The organism is Lentzea sp. NPDC054927 (assembly GCF_053610285.1).
Window position 1 is genome coordinate 172513 of sequence record NZ_JBSGXZ010000001.1, and the last position, 20820, is coordinate 193332.

General features: G+C 69.7%; 26 protein-coding genes. 13 read left to right on the forward strand and 13 right to left on the reverse strand.

What is annotated here, in order from left to right; genetic code table 11:
* Positions 1-8 precede the first annotated feature (8 nt).
* Genes ACWGE0_RS00830 through ACWGE0_RS00840 form a run of 3 tightly spaced genes read right to left on the reverse strand, consistent with a single transcriptional unit; the run spans position 9 to position 1568 of the window.
* The gene (locus ACWGE0_RS00830; protein ID WP_452258790.1) at positions 9-545 is read right to left on the reverse strand and encodes a vitamin K epoxide reductase family protein; all 537 of its coding nucleotides are present in this window, start codon (positions 543-545) and stop codon (positions 9-11) included.
* Positions 542-1141 (reverse strand): DsbA family protein, encoded by a 600-nt coding sequence (locus ACWGE0_RS00835; RefSeq protein ID WP_452258791.1) that lies wholly within the window; start codon positions 1139-1141, stop codon positions 542-544. Before ACWGE0_RS00835 ends, ACWGE0_RS00830 begins: the two co-directional genes overlap by 4 nt.
* A 52-nt stretch (positions 1142-1193) precedes the next feature.
* Complete coding sequence (locus ACWGE0_RS00840; RefSeq protein WP_452258792.1) at positions 1194-1568, reverse strand: hypothetical protein; 375 nt, start codon at positions 1566-1568, stop codon at positions 1194-1196.
* Positions 1569-1607: 39 nt separating this feature from the next.
* Here ACWGE0_RS00840 and ACWGE0_RS00845 point away from each other — a divergent pair, with 39 nt between their 5' ends.
* Positions 1608-2174 carry a hypothetical protein gene (locus ACWGE0_RS00845; protein ID WP_452258793.1) on the forward strand — a complete coding sequence of 189 codons (567 nt, stop codon included), beginning with the start codon at positions 1608-1610 and terminating at the stop codon, positions 2172-2174.
* Here ACWGE0_RS00845 and ACWGE0_RS00850 read toward each other — a convergent pair.
* Positions 2171-3655: a carboxylesterase/lipase family protein gene (locus ACWGE0_RS00850; RefSeq protein ID WP_452258794.1), complete on the reverse strand. Its 1485-nt coding sequence runs from the start codon at positions 3653-3655 to the stop codon at positions 2171-2173. The genes ACWGE0_RS00845 and ACWGE0_RS00850 overlap by 4 nt on opposite strands.
* A 2-nt stretch (positions 3656-3657) precedes the next feature.
* A complete protein-coding gene (locus ACWGE0_RS00855; RefSeq protein WP_452258795.1) occupies positions 3658-4224 on the reverse strand; it encodes a TetR/AcrR family transcriptional regulator in 567 nt (188 codons plus the stop codon).
* A 61-nt stretch (positions 4225-4285) separates the two neighbouring features.
* Between ACWGE0_RS00855 and ACWGE0_RS00860 the strand changes: the two genes are divergently transcribed.
* The 3 genes from ACWGE0_RS00860 to ACWGE0_RS00870 all read left to right on the forward strand — a co-directional run bounded on the left by ACWGE0_RS00860 (position 4286) and on the right by ACWGE0_RS00870 (position 9094).
* Positions 4286-7978 carry an nSTAND1 domain-containing NTPase gene (locus ACWGE0_RS00860; protein WP_452258796.1) on the forward strand — a complete coding sequence of 1231 codons (3693 nt, stop codon included), beginning with the start codon at positions 4286-4288 and terminating at the stop codon, positions 7976-7978.
* Between the two features lie 89 nt (positions 7979-8067).
* Positions 8068-8934 carry a helix-turn-helix domain-containing protein gene (locus tag ACWGE0_RS00865; protein WP_452258797.1) on the forward strand — a complete coding sequence of 289 codons (867 nt, stop codon included), beginning with the start codon at positions 8068-8070 and terminating at the stop codon, positions 8932-8934.
* Positions 8912-9094, forward strand: a complete 183-nt coding sequence (locus ACWGE0_RS00870) for a DUF397 domain-containing protein (RefSeq protein WP_452258798.1) — start codon at positions 8912-8914, stop codon at positions 9092-9094. Before ACWGE0_RS00865 ends, ACWGE0_RS00870 begins: the two co-directional genes overlap by 23 nt.
* Here the strand turns inward: ACWGE0_RS00870 and ACWGE0_RS00875 are convergent.
* Positions 9057-10103 (reverse strand): 4Fe-4S binding protein, encoded by a 1047-nt coding sequence (locus ACWGE0_RS00875; RefSeq protein ID WP_452258799.1) that lies wholly within the window; start codon positions 10101-10103, stop codon positions 9057-9059. The two genes, ACWGE0_RS00870 and ACWGE0_RS00875, sit on opposite strands and share 38 nt — an antisense overlap.
* Positions 10100-10975, reverse strand: a complete 876-nt coding sequence (locus tag ACWGE0_RS00880) for an alpha/beta fold hydrolase (protein WP_452258800.1) — start codon at positions 10973-10975, stop codon at positions 10100-10102. Before ACWGE0_RS00880 ends, ACWGE0_RS00875 begins: the two co-directional genes overlap by 4 nt.
* Positions 10976-11081: 106 nt before the next feature.
* On the opposite strand from ACWGE0_RS00880, the gene ACWGE0_RS00885 reads away from it, so the two are divergent.
* On the forward strand, positions 11082-11552 hold the full coding sequence (locus tag ACWGE0_RS00885) for a winged helix-turn-helix transcriptional regulator (protein ID WP_452258801.1): 471 nt from the start codon (positions 11082-11084) through the stop codon (positions 11550-11552).
* Positions 11553-11556: 4 nt separating this feature from the next.
* Here ACWGE0_RS00885 and ACWGE0_RS00890 read toward each other — a convergent pair whose 3' ends face one another.
* Positions 11557-12603, reverse strand: coding sequence for a M4 family metallopeptidase (locus ACWGE0_RS00890; RefSeq protein WP_452258802.1), 1047 nt, complete (start codon positions 12601-12603; stop codon positions 11557-11559).
* Between the two features lie 160 nt (positions 12604-12763).
* Between ACWGE0_RS00890 and ACWGE0_RS00895 the strand changes: the two genes are divergently transcribed.
* The 4 genes from ACWGE0_RS00895 to ACWGE0_RS00910 are packed head-to-tail and all read left to right on the forward strand — an operon-like array spanning position 12764 to position 14842.
* Positions 12764-13228: an SRPBCC family protein gene (locus ACWGE0_RS00895; protein WP_452258803.1), complete on the forward strand. Its 465-nt coding sequence runs from the start codon at positions 12764-12766 to the stop codon at positions 13226-13228.
* On the forward strand, positions 13225-13587 hold the full coding sequence (locus ACWGE0_RS00900; protein ID WP_452258804.1) for an ArsR/SmtB family transcription factor: 363 nt from the start codon (positions 13225-13227) through the stop codon (positions 13585-13587). The genes ACWGE0_RS00895 and ACWGE0_RS00900 overlap by 4 nt, the downstream gene beginning before the upstream one ends.
* Positions 13584-14045, forward strand: a complete 462-nt coding sequence (locus tag ACWGE0_RS00905) for an SRPBCC family protein (RefSeq protein WP_452258805.1) — start codon at positions 13584-13586, stop codon at positions 14043-14045. The genes ACWGE0_RS00900 and ACWGE0_RS00905 overlap by 4 nt, the downstream gene beginning before the upstream one ends.
* A 26-nt stretch (positions 14046-14071) precedes the next feature.
* On the forward strand, positions 14072-14842 hold the full coding sequence (locus ACWGE0_RS00910; RefSeq protein ID WP_452259319.1) for an isocitrate lyase/PEP mutase family protein: 771 nt from the start codon (positions 14072-14074) through the stop codon (positions 14840-14842).
* Here the strand turns inward: ACWGE0_RS00910 and ACWGE0_RS00915 are convergent.
* Complete coding sequence (locus ACWGE0_RS00915) at positions 14820-15227, reverse strand: hypothetical protein (RefSeq protein WP_452258806.1); 408 nt, start codon at positions 15225-15227, stop codon at positions 14820-14822. The genes ACWGE0_RS00910 and ACWGE0_RS00915 overlap by 23 nt on opposite strands.
* The gene (locus ACWGE0_RS00920; protein WP_452258807.1) at positions 15224-15778 is read right to left on the reverse strand and encodes a sigma-70 family RNA polymerase sigma factor; all 555 of its coding nucleotides are present in this window, start codon (positions 15776-15778) and stop codon (positions 15224-15226) included. The genes ACWGE0_RS00915 and ACWGE0_RS00920 overlap by 4 nt, the downstream gene beginning before the upstream one ends.
* Before the next feature lie 196 nt (positions 15779-15974).
* Here ACWGE0_RS00920 and ACWGE0_RS00925 point away from each other — a divergent pair, with 196 nt between their 5' ends.
* On the forward strand, positions 15975-16151 hold the full coding sequence (locus tag ACWGE0_RS00925; RefSeq protein ID WP_452258808.1) for a hypothetical protein: 177 nt from the start codon (positions 15975-15977) through the stop codon (positions 16149-16151).
* A 17-nt stretch (positions 16152-16168) separates the two neighbouring features.
* On the opposite strand, the gene ACWGE0_RS00930 is transcribed toward ACWGE0_RS00925, so the two are convergent.
* Complete coding sequence (locus ACWGE0_RS00930; protein WP_452258809.1) at positions 16169-16660, reverse strand: FBP domain-containing protein; 492 nt, start codon at positions 16658-16660, stop codon at positions 16169-16171.
* A 67-nt stretch (positions 16661-16727) separates the two neighbouring features.
* On the opposite strand from ACWGE0_RS00930, the gene ACWGE0_RS00935 reads away from it, so the two are divergent.
* Positions 16728-17297 (forward strand): TetR/AcrR family transcriptional regulator, encoded by a 570-nt coding sequence (locus tag ACWGE0_RS00935; protein ID WP_452258810.1) that lies wholly within the window; start codon positions 16728-16730, stop codon positions 17295-17297.
* A gap of 32 nt (positions 17298-17329) precedes the next feature.
* Here the strand turns inward: ACWGE0_RS00935 and ACWGE0_RS00940 are convergent, their stop codons facing one another.
* Entirely contained in the window at positions 17330-17767 is a 438-nt protein-coding gene (locus ACWGE0_RS00940) for an Lrp/AsnC family transcriptional regulator (RefSeq protein WP_452258811.1), read from the reverse strand.
* A 130-nt stretch (positions 17768-17897) separates the two neighbouring features.
* On the opposite strand from ACWGE0_RS00940, the gene ACWGE0_RS00945 reads away from it, so the two are divergent.
* Both ACWGE0_RS00945 and ACWGE0_RS00950 read left to right on the forward strand, forming a co-directional pair.
* Entirely contained in the window at positions 17898-19163 is a 1266-nt protein-coding gene (locus ACWGE0_RS00945; RefSeq protein WP_452258812.1) for an ArgE/DapE family deacylase, read from the forward strand.
* Positions 19164-19226: 63 nt separating this feature from the next.
* Positions 19227-19970, forward strand: coding sequence for a M15 family metallopeptidase (locus tag ACWGE0_RS00950; protein WP_452258813.1), 744 nt, complete (start codon positions 19227-19229; stop codon positions 19968-19970).
* A 4-nt stretch (positions 19971-19974) separates the two neighbouring features.
* On the opposite strand, the gene ACWGE0_RS00955 is transcribed toward ACWGE0_RS00950, so the two are convergent.
* A complete protein-coding gene (locus tag ACWGE0_RS00955; protein ID WP_452258814.1) occupies positions 19975-20724 on the reverse strand; it encodes a hypothetical protein in 750 nt (249 codons plus the stop codon).
* Positions 20725-20820: the final 96 nt, after the last annotated feature.

A 20820-nucleotide genomic window follows, 5' to 3' on the forward strand; every position in this document is an offset into this window, starting at 1 on the left:
ATTTGGTTCTAGATCAGCGACGACCAGTAGAACCAGAACGCCTGCAGCACCCCGGCCACGATCACCAGGTACCACAGGATGAGCACGACGCTGTGGTACTGGAACGTCGGCCGGATGTTGCGCAGCGTCGTGTACCAGAAGATCGGGATCATCACCGCCCACACGACCATGCAGTACGGGCACAGGGCGCCGATCTCGTACAGCGACTGGACGATCAGCCAGTGCACGAACAGCACGCCGAACGTCACACCGACCTGCAGCCCGATCCACACCCACTGCGGCAGCGTCACACCCGCCACCAGCAGGACGCCGAGCGTCGTGACGACCGCGAACCCCGCGATACCGAGCAACGGGTTCGGGAACCCGAACACCTCCGCCTGGGCCGTCTTCATGATCGAGCCGCAGCTCAGCACCGGGTTGATGCTGCACGTCGGCACGTAGAACGGGTCCTTGAGCAGCGCGATCTTCTCGATCGTCAGCACGGAGGAAGCGATCAGGCCGACGAACCCGCCGACCGCCAGCACCCACGCGACCAACCGGTTCACGACAGCACCTTGTCGATCGCCGCCTTCAGCGCGTCGTACGTGGGCGCTCCGGTGAACTTGGTGCCGTTGACGAAGAACGTCGGCGTGCCCTGCACCCCTGCCTTGCTGCCCTCGGCGCGCTGGGCGAGCACCCGCTCCCGCAGTGCCGGGTCGGCCAGCGCCTTGTCGAACGCGGCCTGGTCGAGCCCGAGCTGCTGGGCGAACCCGGCGAACACGGCCTGCTGGGACGTCTGCTGCCCGCCCCACTCTTGCTGCGTGTCGAACATCAGCCGGAACATCTCGTCCCGCTTGCCCTGCGCGCCCGCCGCCTCGACCGCGACGGCGGCCAGCTCGGCGTTGCGGTGACTGGGAATCGGGAAGTGCCGCACGTCGAACGTCACGCGGTCGCCGTACTCGGTCTTGAGCCGCTCGACGCCGGGGTAGGCGGCACGGCAGGAAGGGCACTCGAGGTCGAGGTACTCGACCACGGTCACCTTGCCGTCGGCGGACTTCGGCGCCGCGGTCGTGTTGCTGTTCTGGCTGAAGAAGAGGAATCCGGCGACCACCACCGCCACGACGGCGACGATGATCAGGGACAGCCGAGCGTTCTTGGACATGACGAAAAGACCTCCACGAAGGCGAAAGAAGGGACCGAAGAACGGGTTCGGTCTAGGCGCGCAGGACGCAGAGCTGCGCCAGCCGCACTTCCAGCCGACGTGAAGGACGAGACCACACGGGCAAAGGCACCAGACGCGCCGGCACGGACCCTGTCCGCCGCAGCACGGCGAACCCGATCAGCACCGCGAGCGCCACCACGAGACAGCAGCCCGCGACGAGAATGCCGTCGAGCAACGCCGAACCGTCCTCCACCTGATCGGCCACGTAGGCGATCGCGGAGGTGCTCGACGTCGGGCACTGCGCGGTCCAGGCGAACTCCGTCTCACACGGGGTGCCCTGCATCATCGCGACCCCGGCGACCAGCGCGAGCACAGCGAAAACCCGCGCGAGATACGCGCGGGTTCGCGAGCTGCGGGTGCCGGGCACGTCATCCAGCGTAGCGACCCGCTGCTTACGCTGGACGACATGGGGGAGAAGCTGCATGAATCGGATCGGCTCGTGATCGCGTCCCAGCCGGTGCCGGCCGACCTGGCTCCACTCGACTCCGGTGCGGGCCGCGCGGTCGCGCGCGTGCTGAGCTCCTTCGTGCCCATGTCGGCCGAGCAACGGGCCGAAGTGCGTGGCCTGGTGGCGTCACTGCCGCAGGAGGAACGCACGGAATCCCCGCGCCTGCCGTCCGGCTCCCGCCACCACCTGCACGTCGAGTGGCCCGGCGGCATCGTGATGCGCCTGCTGGCCAACCGGAACCTCAGCCTGGTGGACGTCGCGAAGTCGGTCTTCGCGGTGACGCGGGGTCGCCGGTACTGGGCCGCGTCCACCTACGGCCGAATCGGCAGCGGCCTGAAGGAGGTCACGCCCGACCTGCTCGGCGACCTGGCCCCGCTGCTGAACATCGGGTTCGACGACCTGGCGGAGCTGACCGGCGTCACTCCGGAGGAAACGCCGGACCCCGAGATCGGCGACCTCGTCTGGGAACTCCGGCGTCTCACCGGTGACCAGGCCGAACACGTCCGGCAGCTGGTCGCGGCCTAGCCCCAGAACGCCAGCCGGTGCTCGGCCGCGTAGTCGACGCGCCCGATCGCGCCCGGTGCCAGTGACTGCACGTACTGCCCCTCGGAGAACGTCGGCCACCCCGGCGAACCGCCCCTGGCGAAGTCCGTCCACGCCTTGATCATGTGGTCGGACAGCCCGCGGTCCTTGGCGAAATCACCGTCCGGGAACAGGTAGTCGATGTCGGACGAGTGGTTCGCGCCGTGCAACTCCTTGGGGAACTCCGGGTTGGTCGCAGCGTTGCGGTCCGCGAACTCGAACGCGTACACAGGTGCCTTCGCGGCGTACAGCGTGTTCTGCCGGAACGTCGCCCGCGCCCACACACGGTCCGTCAGCACCGTGGCCCACGCCTGCTTCGGCGACGCGTAGGCGCTCACCGGGTACTCACGCTCGATCTCGGCCGCACGGTCCGGGAACGCCTCCCGCAGCAACCGCGAGTAGTCCTCAGTGGACATCGGGTCCGGCCGGAACAGCCCCACGAAGCTGTTGTGCTCGTCGCGCGTGGCCCCGACCAGAATCGGCACGTCCGAGAACTCGCCGGCCTCCAGCGACTCACCGGGCAGTCGCGGCAGCAGCGAACCGCCGTACCCGACCGACTGGAAGATGTTCATGATCTGCAGGTACTCCAGCAGCTTCTCGGCCGGCAGCTGCCGCAGGCACGAGACGTCCGCGCACCCCAGCTCGCGCATGATCGAGACGCCGATCTCCTGGATCTCCGGCACGGGCCGCCACGCGAGCGACGGCAACGCCTCCAGATCCGGGAACCAGGCACCCTTCGGCACGTCCGCCATCGTGAACGAGCTGTGCATGATCGCCTTGTGGAACAACGGTTTCTGCCCGATGAGGTGCGCGCTCACCGCCGTCGCGCCGTACGAGACGCCGAACAACGTCACGTTGCCCGGATCCCCGCCGAACGCCGCGATGTTCCGTTGCACCCATTCCATTGCCGCCCGCTGGTCCAGCAGCCCGAACTCCCCGGAGTGCGCCAGCCCCGGCAGCCCGAACCCGCCGAACACCCCCATCCGGTAGTTGAACGTCACCACGACGACATCCCCTTGCCGCGCAAGACGTTCGGCGTGGAAGTAGTGCCCTGCCCCGACCGCGCCGTCGCCGTGCACCCACACCAGCACCGGCTTGCGCCCGGCCGTGGACGGCGTCGTGACGTTCGCGAACAGGCAGTCCTCGTCCGTGCTCTTCGCCTCCGAGTAACTGGACCCGACCTGTGGGCAGGGACTGCCCGGCTTCAGCGCGTCCCGGACCCCGCTCCACGAGGCAGCCCGCACCGGCGGCTCCCAGCGCGCCGCCCGCGCGTACGGAACCCCCTGGAACACCAGGTGCCCGTCACGTTGCTCTCCCCGAACCTGCCCGGTGTCGGTCCCCACGACGTCCGACGCCACCGCCTCCCCCTTCCCGCACGCGCTCACCAGCAGCAACGCGGCCAACAACAACGTCCCCCGACGCATGCCTAACCTCCTGTCGCCAGCTCGACGGCCGCGATCAACTCCCGTTCGCAGACGTCGAGATCGAGTGCCCCGGACCGCAGCACGACGCCGTTGCGCATCGCGAGGACGAACACCGCCATCACGTCCGGGTCGAACGCGCGGAACTCGCCGGCCTCCTGCCCCTGCCGCAGCAGCGCGGCGAGCGCCACGTGATCGGAGTCGGCGATGCCCCCGTCGGTCACCGCCGCGTGTGCCCTGATCCGCAGGAACGCCACCATGTCTGCCGGGTGCTCGCGAAGGAACGCGATGTTCGCAGCCAGGAACGCCCTCAGTTCGGCCCGAGCGCCGTCCTGGCCCATCCGCGCGTGCACGAACCCCTGGAAGCGCTCCAGGACGTCCGCGAACACCACGTCGACGAGCTCCTGCTTGTTCCTGAAGTGGTACGAGATCAGCCCGGTGCTGCTCAGCCCCGCCCGCGCCGCGATGGCCTTGAACGACGTCTCCGCGTAGTCCAGCTCCGCGATCGTGGCGATGGCGGCCGCCACGATCTGCGCCCGCCGAGCCTGCTCCGTCACCGATTTTGCTCGCACGAGCAAAAATTAGCACAGCCGAGCAAATCTGCTACCGTTCGCGTCCGAAAGGAGTAGTCGAATGGCCCAAGTGTTCGTCAGCTACGCGAGCGCGGATCTCATGCTCGCCGCCGAACTGCACGACTGGCTCGAGTCGGACGGCCACGACGTCTTCCTGGACCGCGACCCGCGCAACGGCATCGCGGTCGGCGACGAGTGGGTCCATCGCCTGCACGAGCGCCTGCGCTGGGCGCACGCGCTGGTCTGCGTGATCACCGAGGACTACGGGAACTCCGCCTGGTGCACAGCGGAGCTCAACACGGCGCGCCTGCTCGGCACCAGGATCCTGCCGCTCCGATCAGGCGACGTCCGGCACCCGTTGCTCGACGACGTCCAGCACACCGACCTGACCGACCGTGCCGTCGCCCGCGAACGCACCGCGCGAGCACTCAAGGAGATCGACGACGCCGGCGACCCGCGCTGGCCCGACGGCCGTTCCCCGTTCCCCGGACTCGTACCGCTCGACGTCGACCGCCACCGCGTCTTCTTCGGCCGCGAACGCGAGGTCGCCGAGCTGGTGGAACTGATCGGCCGCGACCAGGGCGCCACGCTCGTCGTCGGCCCGTCCGGCTGCGGCAAGTCGTCGCTCGTGCGGGCAGGCCTGATCCCCGCGATGACCGGCGTTCCCGGCGTCTTCCCGCTGCCGGTCGTCGTGCCCGGCCACGACCCGGCGGCCGCGCTCGACCACGTGCTCGCCCAACCCGTGCCACAACGTCCGTTGCTCGTGATCGACCAGCTCGAAGAGGTCTTCACCCTGTCCGACGCGGATGGACGCGCCGAGTTCGCCCGACGCCTGCACGCCACCGACGCCCACGTCGTCTGCACGATCCGCCCGGAATACCTGAGCGCATTGCTGTCCGATCCTCACCTCTCCGACCTGTGCAAACACGTCTACCCGGTCACCCCGCTCCGTCCGGAAGCACTCCGCCAGATCGTCGAACGACCGGCCGCGATCGCCGGCATCACCGTCGACGAGCCGCTGACCACCCGGATGATCGAGGACACCGGCGACGGCACCGCGCTTCCGTTGCTCGCTTTCACCCTCGCCGAACTCAGCGACGGCGTCCGCCGCGGCGGCAAGCTGTCCGCCACCCGCTACGACGCACTCGGCGGCGTGCGCGGCGCGCTGGTCAAGGAGGCCGACGCCGCGCTGAAAGCCTCCAGCAGCAGCGAACGTGCCGTTCTCACCGCCCTGCTTTCCCTGGTCACCGTGGACGAACGCGGCCAGCCGACCCGCCGCCACGTCGACCGCGCGCTCCCGGAACTCACCGAGTTCGTGGCCCGCCGCCTCCTCACCACCGACACGATCGCGGGCGAGGTCGTCATCGGCGTCGCCCACGAGGCCTTCCTGACCGAGTGGCCACCACTGGCCGACGCGATCACCGAACACGCGGCCGCACTCCGCACCCGCCGCGCCGTCGAACACGCCGCCGAGCAGTGGCGCACGGCCGGCCGAGTCCCGTCCAGACTCTGGCAGGGCGCCCACCTGCACGCGGCCCGCGAGGACGTCACCGGCCGCGTCGACCTGTCCACCACCGCCGACGACTTCCTCCGCGCGAGCGTCCGCCACGACCGCCGACGCCGCACCCGAATCGTCACCGTGCTGTCGGTCCTGCTGGTCATGGCGCTCACCGCGGCGGCCGTCGCCTACAACCGGCAGCTCATCGCCCAAGATCGGCAGGCGGAAGCCGAGCAACGTGAGCGGGTCGCCCTCGCCCAGCAACTCGTCGCCACCGCTGACACCCTCCTCGACGCCAAACCGGCCTGGAGCCTGCGCTTCGCGGTCGCCGCCAATCGACTCGATCCCACCAACAACGCGACGCTCGCCGTCCTCGTCCACGTCCTGACGACCACCGACTACCTCCGTCACCTGCCCGAACAAGTCGAACTGGTGTACGCGCACCGCACACCGCTGCTGGCGTCGGTCAGCTACGACGGCGAGGTGACGGTCTGGGGCGGGGAACGCCACCGGCTCCGCGTACCGGGCATGCGGCTGAGCACGATCGCCTTCTCTCCGGACGACCGGCTGCTGGCCGCCGCTGCCGACAACGGCACGGCCGTGCTGTGGGACCTCACCGGAGCCACCCCGCGGCTCACGGGTCCTCATCTGGCCGGCCGCCACAAGGACATCTCGGACCTGGCGTTCACTCCGGACGGTAAAACCCTGGTGACCGCGGGCAGCGGGACCGTTCAGCTGTGGGACGTGGCCGAATCAGGTCGCGCCGGGCCGACACTGCGCGACCTCGACACCTCGTCCGTAGCGGTCAACCCCGCGGGGACGATCCTGGCCACCCGCGACGCGCTGTGGAAGATGTCCGGTCAGGAGCAGCCCCGCCGGCTGAGCGATCTCCCCGGCCGCGACGACCCGCTGTACTCGTTGGCGTTCTCACCGGACGGCAAGCTCCTGGCCGGAAAGAATCAGGGCGGGGAAACCCTGCTCATCGACGTGACCGACCCACTGCGCCCGCTGCTCCGTCACACGATTCCCGGCACACCCGCCGGGACCCGACGCCTCGCCTTCTCACCGGACGGCCGCGCGCTCGCCACCGGCGGACCGGACGGAGTCCCGCTGATCTGGGACAACAGCGGCCCCGGCGCACCCCGGCTCTTCGACGACCTGCCTCACGGGCACACCGGTCCGGTGCAGAGCATGTCGTTCTCTCCAGACGGACGCTCCTTCGCCACGGCAGAAGCCGGCAATGGCGTCGTGTGGGACCTCACCGGACGATTCCGTCCAACGCCAGTAGGAAAGCCGTTCGGAGGAGGCGTCGCCAGCATGGCGTTCAGCCCGAACGGCACGATGCTCGCGACAGGTGGCGATGACCGCGCAACCCTGTGGAGCCTCAACGACCCCAGCGCGCCACGCGCCGTCGGCGACCCCCTGACCGGCATCTCTCCACACCGCCCCACCGATGTCGCGTTCGCTCCCGACGGCCGCACGCTCGCGGCCGGACGAACTCTCCAGGACGTCACGGACCCGGCGCGGCCACGACAGATTCACCAGATGGCCGACTCGACCGGACAGGCGAAGTTCTCACCCGACGGCGAGCTTCTCGCGACGGTCGGGCAGGACACCGGGAAGGTGACGCTGTGGAAAGCCCGTGACCCGGCGTTCCGGGTCACGCGGCTGCACGGGCTCAGCGTGGCGACCATCGCGTTCTCCCCGGACAGCCGCCTGGTCGTGGGCGACGGCAACGGCGTGTGGGAAGTCGGAGGCCGCGGCCCGATGCTGTCCACGAGCGGCCGCAAGGAGTCCGCCACCGCCGGGACGTTCTCCGCGGACGGCCACGTGCTGGTGACGGTAGGCAGCACCGGAAATGTCTGGCACATGCCCGACTTGAGCAGCTCGAAACGCCTGGGCCAGCCGATCCCTGACCTGGCGCGGGCGGCCTTCTCGCCGCGCGGCAGGCTGCTGGCGACCGCGAGTGCGGACGGCACGGTCACGCTGTGGGACCTGTCCGCCCCCGAGAGCCCGCGCAAGCTCGGCAACCCGTTGCCGCATCGGGCGACCGGCCCGCTGGTGTTCAGTCCCGACGGCGCGCTGCTGGCGACGGCTGACCAGCGCGACGGAGTCCGGCTGTGGGACGTGAGGGCGCTGAACTCGTTGCTGGACAAGCCTTTGGAGTTCGCGTGCGAGGTCGTCGGGCGCGGTATGTCCGAAGCGGAGTGGGAGCTGGAGGTGCCAGGGATTCCGTACCGGGAGACGTGTCCGTGAGTGTGGAACGCCTCCAAACAGCATGCTTTCAGGTTGATCTGCGGCGAATGGGTGGAGCCAAACGGACGGGCGGTTCTACCTTTCCCTGCATGCCTTTGCGGAGATCAACGGTGCGCGGCCGCGAGTTCGGCGACGCGATGCGGGCGCTGCTGCGGGCGGCCGGCCTGACCAACCGCGCCGCCGCCGACTTGCTGGGGTGGCAGGAAGCCAAAGTCTCGGAGCTGGTCAACGGCAAGGAAGGCGTGAGTGACGTCGAGCTGGCCAAGCTGCTGGGATTGCTGCGCACGCCGCCAGACGAGTTCGACCACCTCATGGCCCTGCACCACGACGCCCACATCAGGGACTGGTTGCAGCCCACCAAATCCGGCGTGACGGACCGAGCGCGCACACTGCGCGAACACGAGAAGATCGCCTCGGACATCACTGGGTGGTCGATGAACGTAGCGCACGGCCTGCTGCAGTCACCCGCCTACATCCCGTATGTCGTCAACGCCTCGACGAAGTTGTCCTCCGAAGAGTGCCCCGCTGTCATCAGCAACCGGATCGCCCGTCAGAAGGCTGTTCTCGACGGCTATCGGACCGTCACGATCTTCATGCACGAACAGGCGTTGCGGCTTCCGGTGGGAAACGAGCACGTCATGGCTGAGCAGCTGCATCACCTGCTGCGCTTGTCCGTCCGGCCGTACCTCACGATTCGCGTGATTCCCACAGCGTTCGGTCCGCACGCCGGGCTGGCGGGGGACTTCGATCGGCTGACGTTCGAGAAGATCCCGCCGATCGTCTACCTGGAGAGCGAGGGGGCTAACGTGTTTCTCGAAGATCAGCCTTCTGTCGACCTCTACGACACCGTGGTGAAGTCACTCGCTCGGACGGCGTTGGACGAGCCGCAAACGAGGAAGCTGATCACCGACATCATCGGTGAGGAGTTCCAGCATGACCAGGTGGCGGAAGAGTAGCTACAGCGGTAGCGACGGCAACTGCGTGGAAGTGGGTCGTGGCGTCGGCGTCCGGGACAGCAAGTCCCCGTCCGTCGAACTCCCGCTCACGGCCCACCAGTGGACCCGCTTGCTGCGTCTGGTCACGGCCGAGGCGCCGGAGGCTGCCAGCCGCCGGTGACCTCCTTGGTGGGTTTGTGGGGGAAGCGGCGTTGGGCGTGTGCCTGCGCGGGTGAGCCCGGCAGGACGTAGAGGGTCTCCGTCTTTTCCTGGAGCGGTCGCAACACCGTGTCCATGAAGGTCTTGCGATCGTCGAGGTACGGGCCGAGGACGTCCTCGCCGGCGGGGCAGACGGCCAGGCAGTAGCCGGACTTGTAGCCGGGCGGGGAGGCGAGGCTCTGCCACATGGAGGCGCTTTCGGAGTCGGTGACCCTGGAGCGGTAGTCGGCGGCGTCCTCGCTGTCGGCCACGGTCTGCACCCAGTCGGTGAACCCGCTCATGAACTCGCGGTAGTTGTGCGTCGCACAGCCCAGCGCGTCGAAGCCGCCATCCTTGCGGATGGCGCCGATCGGGCAGGCGGCGACGCACAACTTGCAGTCGATGCACGGGTTGTAGTCCAGCGCCTGGCCGTAGTCGCTCACCTCCGCGTCGACCAGCACGGTGGCCAGGAGCACGAAGCTGCCGAACTTCGGGTGGATGACGTTGCGGTGCAGGCCCATGACGCCGAGTCCGGCGGCCACCGCGACCGTCTTGTGGGCGACTACCCAGATCCGTCCGGGATAGCGGTCCATCTCCTGGGGGAAGCCGACCGACGGGTTGAGCGCGCGGTAGCCGGCGTCCTGCAAGGCCTGGGTGACGCTGCGGGCGGCGTGGTTGGCGTGCTCGTCGGTCTGGTGGAACTCCTGGTTCGCGACGCTGCGAGCCGGCGAGCGGCAGTTGTCGCGGTTCATCCGGAACACCATCGCGATCAGGGAGCGGGTGCCGGGCAACGCGCCCAGCACGTGCTCGCGCTCGCCGGCCAGGTCGGCGTGGTCCAGGCTGACCACGGCGGCGTCGTCCGCACCCGCCGAGAGGCACAGGTCGCGCAACCAGGCCGCGTCGATCACCTCAGGCGGGCTCACCGCCTGCCTGGCGAGCACGGCCCGCACCGACGGGTGCGCGGCGAGCTTCGCCGGAAGCTTGGCGGTCATGCGACCGCGTCCAGCAGGCCGGCCGGCACGTCCGGTCGTTCCAGGGCGATGAAGTGGCCGGCGTCCGGGATCTGGGTGAACTCGGCGCCGGGCAGCAGTTGCCTGTTGGCCTGCCGATCCGAGGGCCGGGACCAGTCCTTCTCCCCGTAGACGAGGTGGATCGGCGCGGTGACCTCGGGGTAGCGGCCGCGGGCCGCGACGAGGCTGGGCAGGTTGCGGTACACGGCGCGGGCGACGGCCGGGTAGCCGTGGTGGCGGCCGACGGCGAGGAGTTCGTCCAGGTAGTCCTGGCGCAGTGCGGCGGGGTCGCCGAGGCCGCTGGTGAGGATGGCGCGCATGACGGGTTCGGGTTCCAGCCGGGCGAGCAGCAGGCCCACCCCCGGCGCGGTCACACCGGTGACGATCAGCCTGGCCAGGAGGCTGGACCTGGCGATTCCACCGGCGTAGTCGTAGGCGTTCACCGCCACGACGCGCCGGACGCGGGCGGGGAGGTCGGCCGCCGCGGTGAGGGCGAGCACGGCTCCCATCGACTCGCCGAGCAGGGTCACGTCGTGCAGATCGAGTTGGGTGATGAGCCGGGTGACGGCGGCGCGCATGGCGGGTTCGTCGTAGGACGCGCCGGGCACGATCTGCGAGTGACCCATTCCCGGCAAGTCCAGCGCGTACACGGTGTAGCGCTGCTGCACCAGCGGGATGAGGTGGCGGAAGTGCTCGGCCTGGGTGCGCACGGTGTGCAGCAGGACCAGGGGCGCGCCGCTGCCACCGGTGAGGTAGCGCAGCCGGCCCTGCCTGCCCGGCCCCGTCGGTTCGAGGAAGTGGCTGCTCGTGCCGGGGACGCTGATCCCGGATCCGGTGTTGGTGATCATCGACATGGTCGTCCGCACCTCGTGGCCAGTGTGTTGTGTTTTCCAACCGACTTGCCGCCACGGTAGGCGAGTGAGTTGGAAAACACAACACGCTCTGGGTTAGGCTGGGATGGTGACCGATCCCGAACCACGGCCCGGCGTCCGCATGGCGGACCTGCCCCTGGGGGTCCGTCCGTGCTCACTCGCGGCGGCTCTGGACGTGCTCGGCGAGCGGTGGTCGCTGCTGGCACTCCGGGAGATCGGCTACGGCGTGCACCGCTTCGCCCGCATCGCCGGCTACACCGGCGCGTCCCGCGACATCCTCGCCGACCGGCTGCGCAAGCTGGAGGCTGCCGGGGTCGTCGAGCGCCGGCCCTACAGCGAGCATCCGCCGCGCCACGAGTACCACCTCACCGAGGCAGGCCGGGAGCTGTTCCCGGTGATGCTCGCCCTCACCCAGTGGGGCGACAGGTGGGCGGTGGACAGCCCCGTCCTCATCCGCCGGCACTCCTGCGGCCAGCCGGTCAGGGTCGACCTCGTCTGCCACCACTGCGGTCAGCCGGTCACCCACGACACGATCCACGCCGAAGTCGGCGACGTCTGACCCGCTAGCTGACGCCGACTTCGTTCCAGGAGGCGCGCACGACGTTCGCCACCTCGGACCCGAACAGCGCCTGAGCCGAGGCCACGGTCGCGGCGGCTGCCTCGGCGAAGTTCGAGTTGACGCGGAGCTTGGTGGCGAGCGCGTCGTACCAGACCTTGCCGGCCTTGTCCCAGGCGTTGCCGCCCAGCCGGGTCGCGACGAGGTGGAAGGCCTTGTTGGGGATGCCGGAGTTGATGTGCACGCCGCCGTTGTCGTTGCGCGGGTTGCCGTCGTCGGGCAGGTCGACGTAGGAGCGCATGTGGCCGGGCTGGCGGTCGAGCTGGTGGGCCGTGCCGGGGTTCTTCATCGACCGCAGCGCGACGCCCTGCAGTTGGGTGCCGAGGATGCCGGCGCCGATGAGCCAGTCGGCCTGGTCGGCGGTGTGGCCGAGCGCGTGTTGTTTGACCAGTGAGCCGAAGACGTCGGCCATGGACTCGTTCAGCGCGCCGGACTGCTTCCGGTAGCGCAGGCCTGCCGTGTACTGCACGACGCCGTGCGTGATCTCGTGTCCCACCACGGAGATGTCGCGGGCGAGCGCGCCGGGCTGGAAGACCTTGCCGCTGCCGTCGCCGTAGACCATCTGCGTGCCGTCCCAGAAGGCGTTGTCGAAGCCGCGGCCGAAGTGCACCGACGACACGAGCTTGAGGCCGTTGCCGTCGACGCTGTGGCGGCCGAGGACGTCGCGGTAGAAGTCGTAGGTCATGTCGGCGTTGTCGAACGCGTCGTTGACGGCGGCGTCGTTCGAGGCGCCGTCGCCTTCCTTGCGGCACAGGACGCCGGGCAGGGTGCGTTCGTCGCCGCCCTGGACGTCGTGGACGGCCTTGAACTCGCCGGCCGGGCCACGCAACTGGGCCGCGTTGAGGTCGAGGAACTGGATGGCCTCGGTGAGCGTGTCGCGCTGGGAGCGCAAGGTGGCCGAGGCGAGCAATGTCGGGATGGTGTCGCGGATGTCGACGCTGCCGGATTCCGCGAGCTCGATCAGCAGATGGGCGGGCAGGATGTAGCAGACCATGGCGGTGTTCCCCCTCTGTTTCCCCTCGTACCAGGGGAGAGGGCGGCCTCGGCGCGCAAATACACGCCGTTCAGGTCGCGCAACTAAAGGTTGCGCTTGCGGGGTGTGCCCGTTAGGTTGAAGCGCAACCGATGGTTGCACTTGAGCCGAGGAGGAGCCCGTGGAGTACGGAAGCATCGAACGCGAACTGCACATCGACGCCACCCCCGAGGTGGTCTACGAGGTCGTGAGCTCGCCCGAGCACATGCGCGAGTGGTGGCCCGACGAGGCCGAGTTCGAACCTGTGCCCGGTAGTGCCGGCCGGATCGTCTTCGGTGACCCGGCCTCGCCGGAGGCGAAGGTCGAGCAGCTCACCGTCGTCGAGGCGGACCCGCCCCGCCGGTTCGCGTTCCGCTGGATCTACGACCAGGGTGAGTCCGCCGCGCCGGGCAACTCGCTGCTCGTCACCATCGACCTCGTTCCGTCCGGCGACGGCACGTTGCTGCGGTTCAAGGAGTCCGGGTTCCGCGAGCGCGGCTGGGAGGCGGCCGTGCTGGAGCAGGCCTACGCCGATCACGTCCGGGGCTGGGAGCACTTCCTGCCGCGTCTCGTCGCTCTGGCCAACAGTCTGGTCGCGCGGCCGTGAGCACCGTGATCGACGACGACCTCTGGTCCGCGGTCGGCGACCCGACCCGCCGGCGGATGCTCGACCTGCTGCTGAGCGACGGGGGCGGCACGGCGACCACGCTCAGCGAGCAGCTGCCCGTCACGCGGCAGGCGGTCGCCAAGCACCTCGGGGTGCTGGACCGCGTCGGGCTGGTGCGCGCGCAGCCCGCCGGCCGCGAGCGCCGCTACGAGGTGGACGAGGCACAGCTCGCCCGTGCGGTCGCCCAGCTCTCCGCCGTCGGCTCGACCTGGGACGCCCGGCTGCAGCGGATCAAGCGCATCGCCGAACGGATCCAGCGCGGCACAGCGGATCGAAAGACAGGACCGGATCACTCATGACGACGCAAGCGCCGCGCACCGAGCGCGGCTACTCCACCTCGTACACGGTCGAGCAGTCACCGGACGAGGTCTTCTCCGCCGTCCTGGACGTCCGCGCGTGGTGGACGGGCGAGGTCGAGGGGCGTGCCGGCGAGGTGGGCGCCGAGTTCACCTACCGGCATCCTCCGCAGCACTACAGCCGTCAGCGCGTGACCGAGCTCGAGCCGGGCCGTCGCGTGGTCTGGCGGGTCGTCGACAGCCGGCTGTCCTTCGTCTCGGAGCCGGGTGAATGGACGGGCAGCGAGATCGTGTTCGACATCGTCCCCGCCGCCGGAGGCACCGAACTGCGGTTCACGCACGTCGGCCTGGTGCCGGACGTCGAGTGCTACGGCGCGTGCTCCACGGCCTGGCTGCACTACGTCAACGGCAGCCTGCACAGCCTGATCACCACCGGGAAGGGTCTGCCCGACCCGTGGTGACCACGACCGAGGAACAGGAGAGCACGATGTCGGACCAGGCCGCGAAGGCCGATCTACTGCGTTCGCTGCACGTCCCCGGTGACCCGCTCGTGCTGCCGAACGTCTGGGACGTCGGCAGCGCCCGCGCCGTCGTCGAGGCGGGGTTTCCGGTGATCGCGACCGCGAGCAACGCGATCGCCGCGGCGCTGGGCTACGACGATGGAGAGGGTGCTCCGCGCGACGAGATGATGTTCGTCGCCGAGCGAATCGCGGCGTCGGTCGACGTGCCGGTCACGGTCGACGCCGAAGCCGGGTACGGGCTGGCCGCGGGTGAGCTGGTCGAGTTGCTCGTCGGCATCGGTGCCGTGGGCTGCAACATCGAGGACACCGACCACGCGAACGGCGGCCTGGTCGAGGTTGACGTGCGCGCCGCCTACATCGCGCAGATGCGGGCGGCCGCGGACCGGATCGGGGTGCCGCTGGTCATCAACGCCCGCGTCGACTCCTACTTCCCCGCCTCGCCGCACAGCGGAGACCAGCGACTGACCGACGCCGTCGGCAGGGCCGCAGCGTACTGGTCGGCGGGCGCCGACTGCGTGTTCGTGCCGGCGGCCGAGCCGCAGGACCTCCGCGTGCTCGTCGCCGAGGTGGGTGCTCCGGTGAACGCGGGACTGCCGCTCAAGGGCGGATCGCTGGACGATCTCCGTGCCGCGGGCGTCGCCCGCGTGTCGGTCGGCCCGCAGCTTTACCGCAGCGCCCTCGGCCACCTGCGGGCGGATCTCGAGCCGCTGCTGGTCAGCCGTGGGTCCACTGGGTGACGACGGGGGTGCCGTCGACCGCCGTCACCCGGATCCTGACCATTCCTGGCGGGATCTCGGTGGCGGTGAACCGGCCGTCGGCGATCGGTACCGCACGGCGTGAGCGCGGCGTCTCCACCACCGCCTCGCCCTCGGCGCCGGTGACCAGCCCGCGGACGACGTCGTCGTCGATCTCCAGGTTGACCGTGACCCGCTCGGACTCGAAGGCGAGCGCCAGCGGCCCGTCACCGCGCACCAACGCCTCGGACTCGACCAGCGCGGCGAGTTCGGCGTCGAGAGCACGTAACGCCAGCGCGGCGCTCGCGTCGCGCATCACGCCCGCCGGGACCGGGTCGAACTCGTCGGCCGCGGTGCGCAGCAGGTCGAGGAAGTCGTCGTCGTTCATGACCGTCCCTCCAGCAGCTCGTTGCCCCTGACCAGTGCTTTCAACCGGCCGAGGCAGCGCTGGCGGATCGGCCCGATGCTGCCGACCGGCATGTCCAGCGCGAGGGCGACGTCGGCATAAGCAGGCGGCGGCGAGGCCATCAGCACGCGCAGCAACCGCCGACAGCGGTCCGGAAGCTCCTCGAAGACCCGCCACAGCGCGGCGTTGCGTTCGCCGACGAGCAGTTCGTGGTCGACCTCGGGGGCCGGGTCGGGGGAGTCGGCGATCTCCTCCGCCGGTTCCGGCAGACGGCCCGCGCGGCGCAGGAGCTGCAGGCACTCGTGCCGGGCGGTGGTGGCGAGCCAGCCGGCGAGGCGTTCCGGGTCGGTGATGCGGTCCAGGTGCTCGACCAGCTTGATCCAGGTGCACTGGACGGCGTCGGCCGCGTCCGCGTCGCCGAGGCGGTAGGCGCGGGCGATCGACCACAGCAGACCGTTGAACTGTCTGACCAGCGAGTCCCACGCGGCCTGGTCGCCGCGTGCGGCCGCGGCCACCGACGCTGGGATGTCCATGTGCTCATGATGCCGCGCGATCCGGCCATGATTCGCCGATTGCACCCGAATGTCGTTCGGCCGCCGATGGACACGCGGGTGGCGTGGGGCGTGCCGCCACGACCCGCCCATCGTCGGGAATCGCGAAATTGCCGCCCAATTCAGCTGTCCCGGGTGCATGCTGTGTTCTACATCTCAACCCGAGGACTGATGAAAAATGACCAGTGCGACCGCCGGCTCCCGCCACAACTGGGAGTCCGACCTGGAGCGCTACCGGACCAAAGCGGTGCACGTGCTCGACACGCACCTGCCCGCGACGACCGGATGCACCGAGTGCGGCGACCCGTGGCCGTGCGCACGTGCGTGCACAGCGGAGCTCGTGCTCGAACTCTGATCCGATTCCCTGCCTGATCACGACTCCACCCGCCCGAGGAACGCCACCACCCCGGTGACGATCCTCGCGGCCTGTTCCTCCAGCGTGATCGACTCGTGGAAACGCGAGCCGGGTCCCGCGCTCTTCTTCCCGCGCAGGTACAGCGAACACTGCAGGTCAGCGCACACGTAGACGCCGACCGAGTTGCCCAGCTGACCGGACTTGCCCGCCTTGCGCGCGGTCATCAGCGACACCCCGTCCCCGGAATGCGTGGTCAGGCACCACGAGCACATCGTCTTTCGCGCGCGCCCGGCCTGCGTGGCCCGCCGCAGCGCGATCCCGGCGAGCCGTCCCTCGACGTCGATCACCAGATACGAACGATCCGGTGCGGCGGGGTCGGTCCAGCCCAGGAAGTCGAGGTCGTCCCACCGCCGATCCCCGAGGTCCTTGGGTAGGTGCATGCGCTTCGCCTCGCCCTTGGTGGAATTGACGAAGGACGCGCGGATGTCGTGTTCCGTCAGCGGCTTCATGACCAGGGACGCTAGGCTTGCCTAGAGGTCCTAGGCAAATCATTAAGGACCCTAGGAAGGGTGGCGCATGGCACGCGCGGGACTCACCGCGGACCGCCTGGCCCAGGCGGCGGCGGAGCTGGCCGACGAGGTCGGCTTCGAGAACGTGACGGTGTCCGCGCTGGCCCGGCACTTCGGCGTGAAGGACGCCTCGCTCTACTCGCACATCCGCAACGCCCACGACCTGCGCGTCCGCCTCGCCGTCCTGTCACTCGCCGAACTGGCCGACCAGGTGTCCGACGCTCTGGCGGGCCGTTCGGGCAAGGACGCGCTGGTGGCGTTCGCCAACGCCTACCGCACCTACGCCCGCGAGCACCCCGGCCGGTACGCGGCGACGCAGATGGCGCTGGACCCGGACACCGCCGCGACGTCGGCCGCCGGCAAGCATTCCGAGATGACCCGCGCGATCCTGCGCGGCTACGACCTGTGGGAACCCGACCAGACCGACGCCGTGAGGTTCCTGCACAGCACGTTCCACGGCTACGTCTCGTTGGAACGCGCCGGTGCGTTCCACAGCCACCCGCGCGGGGTCGAAGCGTCGTGGAGCCGCACGCTCGACGCGCTCGATTCGCTGCTGCGGGCGTGGCCGGTCGGCTGACCTCGTGCGCCCGCGCCTGGTGCGCCGGGTGATCACAGGCGGGGCCGGCTGAGCAGGCGGGAGAGCACGATCGCGCTCTCCGTCCGCTCGACCGGCGCGGTCGCCCGCACGCGCTGGATGGCCTGTTCCAGATGCGGGATGTCGCGGGCGAGCAGGTAGATCATCGCGTCGGCGGCGCCCGAGACCGTGCAGGCCTCGACGACCTCGGGGATGTCGTCGAGCGCCCGGCGCAGGTCGGCCGGGGTGGGGTTGCCGGCGCAGTAGACCTCCACGAACGCCTCGGTGTGCCAGGCCAGCGCCTGCGGGTCCACGATCGCGGTGAACCCGCGGATCGCGCCGCTCGACACCAGCCGGTCCAGCCGTCTCTTGGCCGCGGACGCCGACAATCCGGCCGCCTTGCCGATCTCGGTGTAGGTGGCGCGGGCGTTGCGCAGCACGCACTGGATGACCGCTTCGTCGATGCTGTCCATGTCCGCGAGGATGCGGTGTGACGCAAAAAACCGCCAGCAGGTGCTCTGATTTGCAAAAAACCCTGCCCAGCGCGCCGCAGATGACAATTGTTTGCAGTACCTGGCCGAACCTAGTCTCCGCCTTGTGACGATGAGCGATGGGGAAGCGGCCGCGCTGGACGCGGTGGACGAGGCGGCGATCGGGCGGCTTCTGCTGGAGCTCATCGAGGTGCCGAGCGTGACGGGCAGCGCCGCGGAGTCCGAGCTGCAGCACGTCCTGGCCGGGCAACTGGAACGCCTGGACCTCGACGTCGACCTGTGGTCGATGGATCTGCCGGGCCTGCGGGCGCATCCCGAGTTCCCCGGCGGTGAAGCGCCGCGCACGGAGGCGTGGGGGCTGGTCGGCGGCACTCGGCAGCTAGGTGACGGGCCGACGCTGGTTCTGCAGGGACACGTCGACGTGGTGCCTCCCGGCGATCTGGCGCGGTGGGAGGGAGATCCGTTCCGCCCGCGGGTCGCCGGGGACGTGGTCCACGGCCGCGGCGCGTGCGACATGAAGGCTGGCGTGGTCGCGATCCTCGCCGCGCTGGCGGCGATCCGCACGGCTGGTGCGCCGTTGCGCGGTCAGGTGTCGGCGCATTTCGTGGTCAGCGAGGAGGACGGCGGGCTCGGCGCGTTCGGCACCCTCGCCCGCGGGCACACCGGTGACGCCTGCATCATCACCGAACCGACCAGCGGCGCGTTGATGATCGCGAACGCCGGCGCTCTCACGTTCCGGATCGAGGTGCCCGGCAAGGCCACGCACGGCAGCACCCGGTACGCGGGCGTCAGCGCCATCGACGCCTACCTGCCCGTTCACCACGCGCTCGCCCGGCTCGAAGCCCGCCGCAACGCCGGCGCCGACCCGCTCATGGCGGACTACCCCGTCCCGTACCCGCTGTCCGTCGGCACCGTGCAGGCCGGCGACTGGGCCAGCACCGTGCCCGACCTCCTCGTGGCCGAAGGACGACTGGGCGTCCAGCTCGGCGAGGACCCCGCCCGCGCACGCGCCGAACTGGAGGACTGCGTGGCCGAAGCCTGCGCGGCGGACCCGTGGCTGCGCTCGCACCCCGCCACCGTGACGTGGCCGGGCGGCCAGTTCGCGAGCGGGCGACTCCCGGTGGGACATCCGCTCGCTCAACTCGTCGGTGTCGGGCACGCCGATGTCACCGGCGGCGCGCGGCCTGCCGAGCGCGGCGCTCCGTACGGCAGCGACCTGCGGCTCTACGCCGGGGCGGGCATCCCGACGCTGCAGTACGGGCCCGGCGACGTCCGGCTCGCCCACAGCCCGCAGGAACAGGTCCGGGTGAGCGAGATCGTCACCGTCACACGGGCGTTGGTGCTCGCCACCCTGCGGACGGTCGGCGACACCCGCTGAGCTGTTCCGTTGACCGGTCTCGGCTCTTCAACTCCGAGTGCCCGCGCTGCTTGGATGAGCTCCATGCGCGCCCTGCTGCTCTCCGTGCTGCTGACCCTGTCGTTCGCCATGCCCGCCAACGCCACCAACGGTTTCGTCGTGCTCAAGGACGTCGCCCCGACGATCCTGCACGACATCCGCTACTACACCGCGCACAACTTCGTCGGCACCCGCGTCGATGGCTACCGGCAGCCGCTGTGCATCCTGACCAGGCCCGCGGCCCTCGCGTTGCGCAAGGTCCAGCGCGAAATGCTCGCGCAGGGCTACACGCTCAAGGTCTACGACTGCTACCGGCCGCAACGCGCGGTCGACCACTTCGTGCGGTGGGCCCGCGACCTCGCCGACCAGCGGATGAAGCCCGAGTTCTACCCGCGGGTCGACAAGACGCGGCTGTTCGAGGACGGCTACATCGCGGAGAAGTCCGGGCACAGCCGCGGATCCACGCTCGACCTGACCATCGTGAAGCTGCCTGCGCGATACCAGCGGCCGTACGTGCCGGGGGAGCGGCTGGTCGACTGCGCCGCGCCCCGCCGGTTCCCGGACAACACCGTGGACATGGCCACCGGCTACGACTGCTTCGACACCCTGTCGCACACCGACGACCCGCGGGTCACGGGCCAGGCGCGGGAGAACCGGCAGCTGCTGAAGTCCGCGATGGGACGGGAGGGGTTCCGCAACCTGCCAGAGGAGTGGTGGCACTTCACGCTGAACGACGAGCCGTTCCCGGACACCTACTTCGACTTCCCGGTGTCACGCCGCCTGGGCTGATCACTCACGGGCCGACCCAGAGGTGCGGCGCCACCCGCGAGTAGCCGGCGAGGCTGTCGACGACGGCCGGGAACTGCGGATGCTCCGGCCCGATGATCCACTTCGGCCGGTCCAGGGGCCGTCCGGCCAGCCAGGACGACAACTCCTCGAACGCCTCAGAGGTGTGCCCGCGGGGATTCCACAGCAGGCACGGTCCGGGGACTCGGGTGGAGACACGATGACCCAGCGCCGTCACGATGATCTGGGGGCCGCCCAGCTCACTGTCGAGCAGGCACAGCGACGCACCAGTCGACAGTGCCAGCGTCGCGAAGGTTTCCCGGATGGACGGTGACATCAGGAACAGCTTGCTCTGCGAGTTGACTGCCGGTATGAACCCGAACCTCCAGTGATCCGGCAGGATCGCGAAGGTATCGCTCATGCTGAGATAGATGTAGCCCACCATGACTCGGCTACCGGCGTCCGGCCAGGTGCGGTCCGCACCTGTCTCCTCATCGCGGTAAGCCCGCAGCGGCTCGTCCACCGGAAAGCAGAGGGACAGGTCGAAGTTCTTTTCCGACGGGTCGGCGAGGGCCAACTCCACCGTCTTGCCGCTGGTGAAGCCATGGGTGCCTGGCAACCTCACCGACGTGCCGTCGGGCAGGACCACGCTCGTCCACCGTGATTCTTGCGGGTCGCAGAGCTCCGCGACCGCGGTCAGGAAGCGGCGGGCGTCGCGCCGGTGCACGTAGAACTCGTAGTTGAAGTCGATGCCCAATGTGTCTCCCCCCGCAGCTGGCACTGGTTGCAACGGTCGGCCGATTTCCAACCCGTAAGGGCTCCGTTACGGTCGGTTTCTGGGAGCGCTCCCAGA

What these genes read in the sequence shown, in the direction of transcription:
- ACWGE0_RS00835 (WP_452258791.1), bottom strand. Translation starts at nt 1,141, where the DNA reads ATGTCCAAGAACGCTCGGCTGTCCCTGATCATCGTCGCCGTCGTGGCG.
- ACWGE0_RS00845 (WP_452258793.1), top strand. Translation starts at nt 1,608, where the DNA reads ATGGGGGAGAAGCTGCATGAATCGGATCGGCTCGTGATCGCGTCCCAG.
- ACWGE0_RS00850 (WP_452258794.1), bottom strand. Translation starts at nt 3,655, where the DNA reads ATGCGTCGGGGGACGTTGTTGTTGGCCGCGTTGCTGCTGGTGAGCGCG.
- ACWGE0_RS00860 (WP_452258796.1), top strand. Translation starts at nt 4,286, where the DNA reads ATGGCCCAAGTGTTCGTCAGCTACGCGAGCGCGGATCTCATGCTCGCC.
- ACWGE0_RS00865 (WP_452258797.1), top strand. Translation starts at nt 8,068, where the DNA reads ATGCCTTTGCGGAGATCAACGGTGCGCGGCCGCGAGTTCGGCGACGCG.
- ACWGE0_RS00870 (WP_452258798.1), top strand. Translation starts at nt 8,912, where the DNA reads ATGACCAGGTGGCGGAAGAGTAGCTACAGCGGTAGCGACGGCAACTGC.
- ACWGE0_RS00875 (WP_452258799.1), bottom strand. Translation starts at nt 10,103, where the DNA reads ATGACCGCCAAGCTTCCGGCGAAGCTCGCCGCGCACCCGTCGGTGCGG.
- ACWGE0_RS00880 (WP_452258800.1), bottom strand. Translation starts at nt 10,975, where the DNA reads ATGTCGATGATCACCAACACCGGATCCGGGATCAGCGTCCCCGGCACG.
- ACWGE0_RS00890 (WP_452258802.1), bottom strand. Translation starts at nt 12,603, where the DNA reads ATGGTCTGCTACATCCTGCCCGCCCATCTGCTGATCGAGCTCGCGGAA.
- ACWGE0_RS00905 (WP_452258805.1), top strand. Translation starts at nt 13,584, where the DNA reads ATGACGACGCAAGCGCCGCGCACCGAGCGCGGCTACTCCACCTCGTAC.
- ACWGE0_RS00910 (WP_452259319.1), top strand. Translation starts at nt 14,072, where the DNA reads ATGTCGGACCAGGCCGCGAAGGCCGATCTACTGCGTTCGCTGCACGTC.
- ACWGE0_RS00915 (WP_452258806.1), bottom strand. Translation starts at nt 15,227, where the DNA reads ATGAACGACGACGACTTCCTCGACCTGCTGCGCACCGCGGCCGACGAG.
- ACWGE0_RS00920 (WP_452258807.1), bottom strand. Translation starts at nt 15,778, where the DNA reads ATGGACATCCCAGCGTCGGTGGCCGCGGCCGCACGCGGCGACCAGGCC.
- ACWGE0_RS00925 (WP_452258808.1), top strand. Translation starts at nt 15,975, where the DNA reads ATGACCAGTGCGACCGCCGGCTCCCGCCACAACTGGGAGTCCGACCTG.
- ACWGE0_RS00930 (WP_452258809.1), bottom strand. Translation starts at nt 16,660, where the DNA reads ATGAAGCCGCTGACGGAACACGACATCCGCGCGTCCTTCGTCAATTCC.
- ACWGE0_RS00935 (WP_452258810.1), top strand. Translation starts at nt 16,728, where the DNA reads ATGGCACGCGCGGGACTCACCGCGGACCGCCTGGCCCAGGCGGCGGCG.
- ACWGE0_RS00940 (WP_452258811.1), bottom strand. Translation starts at nt 17,767, where the DNA reads ATGGACAGCATCGACGAAGCGGTCATCCAGTGCGTGCTGCGCAACGCC.
- ACWGE0_RS00945 (WP_452258812.1), top strand. Translation starts at nt 17,898, where the DNA reads ATGAGCGATGGGGAAGCGGCCGCGCTGGACGCGGTGGACGAGGCGGCG.
- ACWGE0_RS00950 (WP_452258813.1), top strand. Translation starts at nt 19,227, where the DNA reads ATGCGCGCCCTGCTGCTCTCCGTGCTGCTGACCCTGTCGTTCGCCATG.